At 26.5% G+C, this 9380-nt stretch carries 8 protein-coding genes; all 8 read left to right on the top strand.

All coding sequences use genetic code 11. The features are described from left to right. On the top strand, positions 1–1130 hold a 1130-nt coding region (locus tag L3J60_RS12615; protein ID WP_291975917.1), incomplete at its 5' end, for a heavy metal translocating P-type ATPase. 426 nt (positions 1131–1556) lie between these two features. Next, a complete protein-coding gene (locus L3J60_RS12610; protein WP_291975916.1) occupies positions 1557–2009 on the top strand; it encodes a cold-shock protein in 453 nt (150 codons plus the stop codon). A 162-nt stretch (positions 2010–2171) separates the two neighbouring features. After that, entirely contained in the window at positions 2172–2363 is a 192-nt protein-coding gene (locus tag L3J60_RS12605; protein ID WP_291975915.1) for a cold shock domain-containing protein, read from the top strand. A gap of 876 nt (positions 2364–3239) precedes the next feature. Beyond that, positions 3240–3908 carry a TetR/AcrR family transcriptional regulator gene (locus L3J60_RS12600; RefSeq protein WP_291975914.1) on the top strand — a complete coding sequence of 223 codons (669 nt, stop codon included), beginning with the start codon at positions 3240–3242 and terminating at the stop codon, positions 3906–3908. Between the two features lie 28 nt (positions 3909–3936). Beyond that, positions 3937–4743: a carbonic anhydrase gene (locus L3J60_RS12595; RefSeq protein ID WP_291975913.1), complete on the top strand. Its 807-nt coding sequence runs from the start codon at positions 3937–3939 to the stop codon at positions 4741–4743. A 266-nt stretch (positions 4744–5009) separates the two neighbouring features. Further along, the gene (locus tag L3J60_RS12590) at positions 5010–6299 is read left to right on the top strand and encodes a cation:proton antiporter (protein WP_291975912.1); all 1290 of its coding nucleotides are present in this window, start codon (positions 5010–5012) and stop codon (positions 6297–6299) included. Positions 6300–6337: 38 nt separating this feature from the next. Then, positions 6338–7660 (top strand): Na+/H+ antiporter NhaA, encoded by a 1323-nt coding sequence (gene nhaA / locus L3J60_RS12585; protein WP_291975911.1) that lies wholly within the window; start codon positions 6338–6340, stop codon positions 7658–7660. A gap of 24 nt (positions 7661–7684) precedes the next feature. Beyond that, a complete protein-coding gene (locus L3J60_RS12580; protein WP_291975910.1) occupies positions 7685–8731 on the top strand; it encodes an AI-2E family transporter in 1047 nt (348 codons plus the stop codon). The last annotated feature ends 649 nt before the right edge of the window (positions 8732–9380 follow it).

Genomic DNA, 9380 nt, shown 5'->3' with positions numbered 1-9380 from the left:
TTGCGTTGGTTATTATTCCATATTTTTTTCTTGGTGATGCTTACGTATTTCAAATGTGGTTTCAAAGAGCTTTAATTTTCTTAGTTATATCTTGTCCTTGTGCTTTGGTAATTTCAATTCCGTTAGGCTATTTTGGAGGTATTGGAGCTGCATCTCATAATGGAATTTTATTTAAAGGGTCAAATTTTTTAGAATTATTAACTAAAGTTGATACCGTTGTTATGGATAAAACAGGCACTTTAACCAAAGGTGTTTTTGAAGTTCAAAAGATAGTTACTGAAAATTTTGATAAAAATTTATTAGTGAATTTAACAGCAGCTTTGGAATCTAATTCTACGCATCCAATTGCAGATGCTATTGTAAAATATGCAAATATCACAGACAATAGATTTGAATCATCTAATGTTGAAGAAATATTGGGTCACGGATTAAAAGGGGAAGTTAATAACTACAAAATTTTAGCTGGAAATACTAAATTGCTTGATAAATTTAAGATCGTTTATAGCGAAAAACTAAAAGAAATAACTGAAACTATTGTAATTATAGCTATTAATGATAAATATGCTGGTTATATTACTATTGCAGATACATTAAAAGAGGATGCCAAAAATGCAATAGCAGCTTTGCATAGTATTAAAAGGATATCTAAAGTTGTAATGTTATCAGGAGATAAACAACTTGTGGTAGATAAAATTGCAAAACAATTAGGAATTGATAAAGCAATAGGAGGGTTGTTACCTGAGGATAAAATAAATGAAGTTGAAAAACTTAAAAAAGAAGGTAGAACCATTGCTTTTATTGGAGATGGTATAAATGATGCCCCTGTTATTACAATTGCAGATGTAGGTATGGCAATGGGAGGTTTAGGTAGTGATGCCGCCATAGAAACAGCAGATGTGGTTATACAAACAGATCAACCTTCAAGAATAGCCACAGCAATAAAAATAAGTAATTCAACTACCAATATTATTTGGCAAAATATTATTTTAGCACTGGGAGTGAAAATATTGGTACTAATTTTAGGAGCATTTGGTATGGCTACCTTATGGGAAGCAGTAATTGCTGATGTTGGGGTAGCATTGCTAGCAATTTTGAATGCTGTTCGCCTACAAAGAATGAAGTGGAATTAGGTTTTTTTTGTAATAGATTATTTAATTCAGCTAAAAAAATCCTATTTTACTTTGGTAACAAGATAAAACAGAATATTATAGAGCAAATGAATTCAATAATATTGTAAAGGAACGTGCTTTTATTTACAGTTTTTTATTTCAAGAACTTTAAAAAAAAGCCAATTAATTTCTTTGAAAATTTTATAAAACTGTAATAATATTGATGATAATTTTCTTTTCAATAGTTTAATTTAGAAAAGATTGTAAATTTTTTCCAAATTTACAATACAAATATTATCTTTGCACAAGTTAACAGAGATGATATTGAACGATAATTAAAATCACTTTAGCTAATACTTTTATTTGCAACATGCTTTTTCAAATACAAATTTAGCTTTTCAATTTTTCTTATAAACCGTAACATAAAATAAATTTAAATACAATTGAATGGCAAAATCGCAACAGACTTTTAATAAAATTGAAAAGGAAAAAAAACGTTTAAAAAAGCGAGAAGAAAAACAAAAGAAAAAATTAGCACGTAAAGCGGAAGCTAAAGAAAAAGGAGTAGGAATTCAATTTGCTTATGTAGATCATAATGGAAATTTAACAGATACACCACCAGATCCATCCTTAAAAGTTGAAATTGATGCTGAAAGCATTGAAATAGGAATTCCTAAAAAAGTAGATAGTGATGAACCATTTGACCCAGTAAGAAAAGGAAAAGTATCTTTTTACGATTCTTCAAAAGGATTTGGATTTATTTTAGATACAGATACTCAAGAAAAATTCTTTTGCCACGTAAGTGGATTAATTGATGAAATTTCAGAAAATGATAAAGTTTCCTTTGAATTAGAAAAGGGAATGAAAGGGATGAACGCAGTACGTGTAAAAAAAATATAACTATTAATTGTATTTAATATGTTTTTAGGTTTTATCTTTTTCTAATGGAATTTAGTAATGTAAAATATTATATTTAAATATAGTTGTAAAAAAACATTGAAAATCAAATATTTAAACTATATTTGCAAAATAATAAACAATTATTAAATTAAATTTTTTAAAATGAGTAAAGGAACAGTAAAATTCTTCAACGAAACTAAAGGTTTTGGTTTTATATCAGAAGAAGGTTCAAACAAAGAACATTTTGTACACATTTCTGGATTAATAGATGAAATTCGTGAAGGCGATGAAGTTGAATTTGATCTTGCAGAAGGTAAAAAAGGATTAAACGCAATAAACGTAAAAGTAATTTAACATATATACGCTTTAATTTTTACAAAAGCCTGTCAAAATTGACAGGCTTTTTTTGTGCCACTTTTTTATGAGAAGCTATCCAAATTAATTAACCACCATAGTTAACAATATAATACATTTGACCCGTTGTGCATTATTACTTTTTAAACTTACTGTTACGTCAGTTCGAGTGATTTTCGATAGAAAATTGTATCGAGAACTATTTTTTAGACTAAAATTTCTATTCTCGATACTAATTTTCCTCCTTATCAGGATTAAAATTCACTTGAATTGACGAAATTTTATCATAATGCACAACGGGTTACATTTGTTCTATATGTTCTGCGTTATGTTACTTTGCTTTGGTAGGAATAAATAAAAATAGATTTAAACTTCTTTATTTTCTCTAAATTAATATTTCTTAAAAATGGTGATGAAACACTTATTTTGGGTTAGGGCAGAAGCAGTGGAGCAAAATGTGTGTGGAGTGGTTAAACCCAATCCAAAAGTTATTTGTTAAAAAATACTTCTTATTTTTATAAAATATTCGATATTCTTCATTAATTTCTTCTATCATAAGATAGTTTCTATACCCAAAATATAAAAGAATCTGATTGTCCGTAATCTTACATAACGTCCGTCACCCTGAACCTGCCAGCAGCAGGCGGGCTTGTTTCAGCATGACGTTGTTCTTTATTATTAATAATTACGGACATACATACAATTAAAAGAATTAACAAAATATATTCTCTTATCTATTTTTCGCATTGTTTTCATCAATTATTATGTGATTTTTAAAGTAATATTTTTCAAAAATAAAGAAAAATATTAAATAATAATAGTATTATTTGCATATATGATAGTAATGCTATTATATTTGCACAAAAGAATATTATAATGAAGAATCTAAACATAAAGATTAATGTAAATTCAAATTTGTATTTAAAAAATCCAGATACATCAGAATTAGGAAATAGTATAATTTCCAATAGTATTGAACTGATTGATGAATTGGGATTTGAAAAATTCACATTCAAAAAGCTAAGTATTAAGATAAATTCTCCAGAAAGTTCTATTTACCGGTACTTTAAAAGTAAACATACATTACTTATTTATCTAACAAGTTGGTATTGGAGTTGGACAGATTACAGGTTAGTGCTAACAACAATCAATATAAATTCTCCTAAAGAAAAATTAAAAAGATCATTAAATATTTTGACAGAACCTGTTTTAGAAGACAAGTTGGTTTCTTATGTTAATGAAGTTTTGCTACATAAAATTATCAGCACAGAATCTGTAAAAGCATATCAAACTAAAGATGTTGATGAGGAAAATAAAAATGGTTGTTTTACAACCTACAAAAATGTAGTTAATCAAATTGCAAATTTAATATTAGAAATAAATCCAACATTCAAATTTCCACATATGCTTATATCTACAGTTGTAGAAGGTTCTCACCGACAAAGATATTATTCAGCCCATATACCATCACTTACAGATACAAAAAGTAATGAAGATGTTATCTCAAAATTTTATAGTGAACTAGTTTTTAAAATGATTAAATAGAGAATAAATAATAATTAAAACCAATTAAATGAAAAACAAATTAAATTTAGTAGTAGCCTTTTTAGTATTAGCATTTTTAACTTCGTGTAAAACTAATAAAATTGTTAATTCTGATTATAATAAGCATCCTAAAATAAAAATAGATTGTGCCAATGTACATTGGTCACATCACAAAGGAGAAGATGGTCCAGAAAATTGGAAAAATTTATGTAAAGGTTTTTCTGATTGTGGAGGTAAAGTGCAATCACCTATTAATATAGAAACTAAAAATATTTTAAATGAAAATGATTTGAAAGCACCAAAGTTTAGCTATGGAAAATCAAGTGTAAACATTATAAATAATGGACATACTGTACAATTTAATGTAGATGGTGATAATACCGTAAACTTAAATGGTAAGGATTATAAATTATTACAATTTCATTATCACGCAAAAAGTGAACATACCATAAATGGTAATTACTATCCTATTGAAGTACATTTTGTACATAAGCATTCAGATTCTGATTTTGCAGTATTAGGTATTATGTTTGAAGAAGGTAAAAAAAATAAACTACTGGCAAAGTATTTAGATAAATTTCCTACAGTTAAAGGTGAGTTTAAATCAGAAGATATTATTGACATTTTAAGTTTATTCCCTAAAAATACAAGTTATTACAATTATAAAGGTTCATTAACAACTCCACCTTGTTCAGAAGTAGTAAATTGGTATGTGCTAAAAACACCTTTAACCGCATCAAAAGTGCAAATTGAGCAGTTTTCAAAAATTTTGAATAGCAATTACAGACCTATTCAATTATTAAATGAGAGAATCGTAAAGTCTTTTATTGAATAAAATTAATTTAGTAAATAAATAAAGTAGTAATTTTTTTTGTATGTCCGTAAAAGCACATAAATTTATAATCTACGTCATTCTCAGCTTGGCTGGGAATCTCATAATTATTGTAAATCAACTTAGTAAAGTGAGACCCTGAAATAAATCCAGGGTGACGTGTTAGCTATATGACTAAAAACGGATATACAATTAATTTTTTATTATAAAAATTACTATTTTTATTTTTAATAATAATATTTAAAAAAGGTATAAATACACTATAAAATATGCATTTTGATTATATAAAGCCAGAATATTTAATTATGATAGGAGCATCACTAATTATTATTTTTAGTTTTATTTTTAATTTTATTTCAATTAAAACTAACATTCCAAGTGTTCTTTTATTAATGATGCTAGGTGTTGCAATACAGTTTATTTATCCTGAACTTAAAGAAAATCCTTTAATATCAAAAGCTTTAGTTGTAGTTGGTAAAGTAGGTTTAATATTAATTGTTTTAGAAGCTGCACTTGATTTAAAAATTAAAAAAGACAAAATAAGGTTAATAATAAAATCTTTTTTAATGGCTTTATTTGGCTTAATAGGAAGCTCTCTTTTAATTGCTTTGGGTATTCAATATTTTTTAGAAACCTCTTTTTATGAAGCTTTGGTATATGCAGTACCCTTGTCAATTATGAGTAGTGCAATTATAATTCCAAGTGTAACTATGCTATCAGAATATAAGAAAGAATTTATGATTTATGAAAGCACATTCTCTGATATTTTAGGCATTATTTTATTTCAATTTTTAACTTCATCTGAAGAGTTTTATTCAACTACTGATGTTGTATTTAGTGTTTCATCTAACATTGTAATCACTATTATAGTAGCGGTAGCTTTTAGTTATATTACCGTTTGGAGTATTCAAAAACTAACAAGTCATGTTAAACTATTTTTAATAATTGCCGTATTAATGCTTGTTTATGCTTTGGGTTCAATATCTCATTTATCATCCTTAATAATTATTCTGTTTTTTGGCTTAATACTCAATAACACAGATATATTTTTTATTGGTCGTTTTAAAAAACTAATACAAAAAGAAAGAATAAAGCCCATTTTTAAAGAGTTTTATGTGATAACTTTAGAATCGGCATTTATATTACGCACCTTTTTCTTTGTAATGTTTGGTGTTACAATTTCTTTAATTTCATTGGTAAATTATGAAGTAGCAATTCAAAGTATAGCCTTTGTTACTATTTTATATGCTGTTCGATTTATGTTTCTTAAAATTATTTTTTGGAATAAAAGTATTACTCCTGAATTGTTTATTGCACCCAGAGGGCTAATTACAGTGTTGCTATTTTATACAATTCCTGCAAAATACGTGATAGAAAATTTTAATCAAGGAATATTATTATATACCATATTAATTACAAGTGCTATAATGACAATTGCGTTAGTGGTTAAAAAAGGAGGAAAAAATATTTCGGATGTTTTACACGATTATGATGAATTACACGATACAATTGAACGTAGTTTAGAAGAAGGGCATCACAATTTTGAAAATGACAACTAAAATATAAATACCCAAAAACTCGATTTAAAAAATTAAAAATGTTAAAAAAAATAATACGTACTCCTTTTCAAAAATTTGTAAAAACAGAGAGTTTAGGTGGAATCCTTCTTTTTGGGGCAACAATTATTGCTTTAATTTGGGCAAATTCATCATTTGTACAACAATATGAATCGTTATGGCAATACAAAATAGGTTTTAGTTTTCAAGATTTTGAACTTGAAAAACCACTTATTCTGTGGATTAATGATGGGTTAATGGCAATTTTCTTTTTTCTTATTGGTTTAGAACTAAAAAGAGAATTTTTAATAGGTGAATTAAATACTATAAAAAAAGCTGCATTTCCATTTTTTGCAGCATTAGGAGGTGTTATTGTTCCTATTGCACTATTTTTTATTCTTAATAAAAACCCCGAAACTGCACGAGGTTGGGGAATTCCTATGGCAACTGATATTGCGTTTGCTTTAGCAATTTTAAAACTTTTAGGAAATAGAGTTCCATTAAGTATAAAAGTGTTTTTAACCGCATTTGCCATTATTGATGATATTGGTGCTGTGTTAGTAATAGCCATTTTTTATAGTACAGCAATTAATTGGATGTTATTAATATATGCCCTTCTTCTAATTTCGATTTTGGCTTTTTTATCCTACAAAAAAATCTATATAAATTATGTATTCTTAGTTTTTGGTGTAATTGTTTGGATTTTATTTCTAAAATCGGGTATTCATCCTACAATTGCAGGAGTATTATTAGCTTTTACAATTCCTATTAGGCAAAAAATTAATATTAAAGAATATGCAAATCAGTTAACTCATATACTTGGTAATATAAAATCTGATAGCAATAACCAAAATAATATACTTTCTAAAAATCAAATAACACAAATTGAAGATTTAAAAACGTGTACTGAAAAAGTAAAATCACCTTTACAAGATTTAGAAAACACGCTTCATAGTTTTGTTGCCTATTTTATAATGCCTGTTTTTGCATTATCAAATGCAGGTGTTATTATAAATACTTCAATGAAGTTAGATTACTCGCTAATTTTTAATATAGCAATTGGATTGTTTGTAGGTAAATTAGTTGGGGTATCACTATTATCATATATTGGCACAAAATTAAAAATTATTGCATTGCCAACAGGTGTAAACTTTAAGCAAATTATTGGTGTAGCTATTCTTGCAGGAGTTGGCTTTACCATGTCAATATTTATAGCCAATTTAGCCTTTGTAACATCGCCAAGTTATATCGATTCAGCAAAAATAGGAATACTTTTAGGCTCACTAATTTCTGGTTTAATAGGTTACACCATATTAAAATTGACAAATAAAAACCTTAAAATAATTAATAAAACTCTCGTATAAAGGTGAAATCAAATAAATAGAATAATGAAAAAGAGAAAAACTACTAATATATTATTACTCATTATTGCTTTGCCAGTAATTTTTTATATACTAAAATTGCTATCGTTTATTTTTATACCGCTTGTTTTCTCAATGTTTATTGCACTATTGTTTTTACCATTAATGCGATGGCTAAGAAAGAGAAAAATTCCAAAAACAATAAATCTTATAATTGTTATTATTATTATTGGACTCTTTTTTAAACTAACAAGTGAAATTATTCAACTTTCCAGTAAAGAAATAATAGCTTCTGAAAATGGTTTAATTGCTAAAGCAGAATCAAAATTGGAAACAATAATAATACCTCTAGAAAAAATTTTAGGTATTGAAAGATCGACAGAAAAAAGAATTATAGTACATTATTTTCAAAAATTTGATTTGAGTAAAAACTTTGGTTCAAGTATTGATTTTATTGGTAATTTAATTTCAATGACTTTAATGACTGCGTTTTTTACAATTTTATTGCTTGCAGAATCTTTAAATTTTCAGAAAGTATTAAACAGTACACTTTTTAAACAAAAAATTTCATCTATTAAAGTATTTATGAGAATTGAAAAAGATCTTATTACTTTTCTTAAAGTAAAATTTATTATTAGTTTTTTTACAGGCTTAGGCTTTACACTCGCTTGTTATTTCTTTGATGTAAGTTTCCCAATTTTTTGGGGATTATTAGCATTTGTGATTAACTTTGTTCAAATGATAGGCTCAGTAATTTCAGTACTACTTTTATCGTTATTCGCTTTTGTTGAAATAGATACAACAAGTATTTTACTTTTTTTTATTTTAACTATTACACTTGTTCAAGTAATTATGGGAGGAATTTTAGAACCAATCTTTATGGGAAAATCATTCTCAATAAATGTGATAACTATTTTAGTTATGTTAATGTTTTGGGGATTTATTTGGGGGATTCCAGGCTTAATACTAGCAATACCAATAACAGTATTTATTAAAATAATATTATCGCAATTTCCAAAAACAAAAATATTTGCAAATTTAATTACAGGCTCAGAATTAATAAATATTAAATAAAAACTAATACCAAATGACAAGTAGCCTATTTTCAAAAGTGTATTATAACGATCTAATCTATGTTATTTTGCTATGGTAAAAGCTAAGTAATAATTGCAATGTTCCTTCAAAAAAGCTTATTTTACTTAAGTTATTGGAACACTTTTTTTGCTAGCGAAGTCGAAAGTATAGTGTTTTAGCCCCTATAAAACAAGAGGCAAGTGTTTAGAAATTTTTAAACTGCTGTGCCAATACAACGAGAACATCCTGAAAGCTTTTAGAACGAGAATATTCTTAAATATTCAAAACAATAAAGTGATTGACAGCGGCAATTTAACATAATGGCAAATTATAGCTACAAATGTTTAACGAGAAGTTTCTTGAGAATCAAGAATTAAAAAAATATTTAATAATTGTACAGAATATTAAAATTAAACGAAAAGTTAATATACCAATGTTTAATGACCCAAGTAATAAAGTTTCTTATGAAAACTAAACATTCTGGGATATTTAACATAATATGCAATTACAACTATCAAATGGCCAGGGCAAACTCACACTTTTTCTTTGATAAAAGCTAGATAATCAGTTGATTTATAGTTGTCAAAGTTATTAATTATTTGTATATTATACTGATAATCAATAATTTACATCAATGACATCAAGTAGT

Origin of the sequence: Lutibacter sp. (genome assembly GCF_021647475.1) — a bacterium.
In the GTDB taxonomy this organism is placed as follows: Bacteria; Bacteroidota; Bacteroidia; order Flavobacteriales; family Flavobacteriaceae; genus Lutibacter.
This window is presented reverse-complemented; position numbering and strand designations above follow the sequence as displayed.

Bases quoted from the DNA above. Each gene is read 5' to 3' on its own strand.
- L3J60_RS12580 (WP_291975910.1), top strand. From the start codon at position 7,685: ATGAAAAAGAGAAAAACTACTAATATATTATTACTCATTATTGCTTTG.
- nhaA (WP_291975911.1), top strand. From the start codon at position 6,338: ATGTTAAAAAAAATAATACGTACTCCTTTTCAAAAATTTGTAAAAACA.
- L3J60_RS12605 (WP_291975915.1), top strand. From the start codon at position 2,172: ATGAGTAAAGGAACAGTAAAATTCTTCAACGAAACTAAAGGTTTTGGT.
- L3J60_RS12610 (WP_291975916.1), top strand. From the start codon at position 1,557: ATGGCAAAATCGCAACAGACTTTTAATAAAATTGAAAAGGAAAAAAAA.
- L3J60_RS12600 (WP_291975914.1), top strand. From the start codon at position 3,240: ATGAAGAATCTAAACATAAAGATTAATGTAAATTCAAATTTGTATTTA.
- L3J60_RS12595 (WP_291975913.1), top strand. From the start codon at position 3,937: ATGAAAAACAAATTAAATTTAGTAGTAGCCTTTTTAGTATTAGCATTT.
- L3J60_RS12590 (WP_291975912.1), top strand. From the start codon at position 5,010: ATGCATTTTGATTATATAAAGCCAGAATATTTAATTATGATAGGAGCA.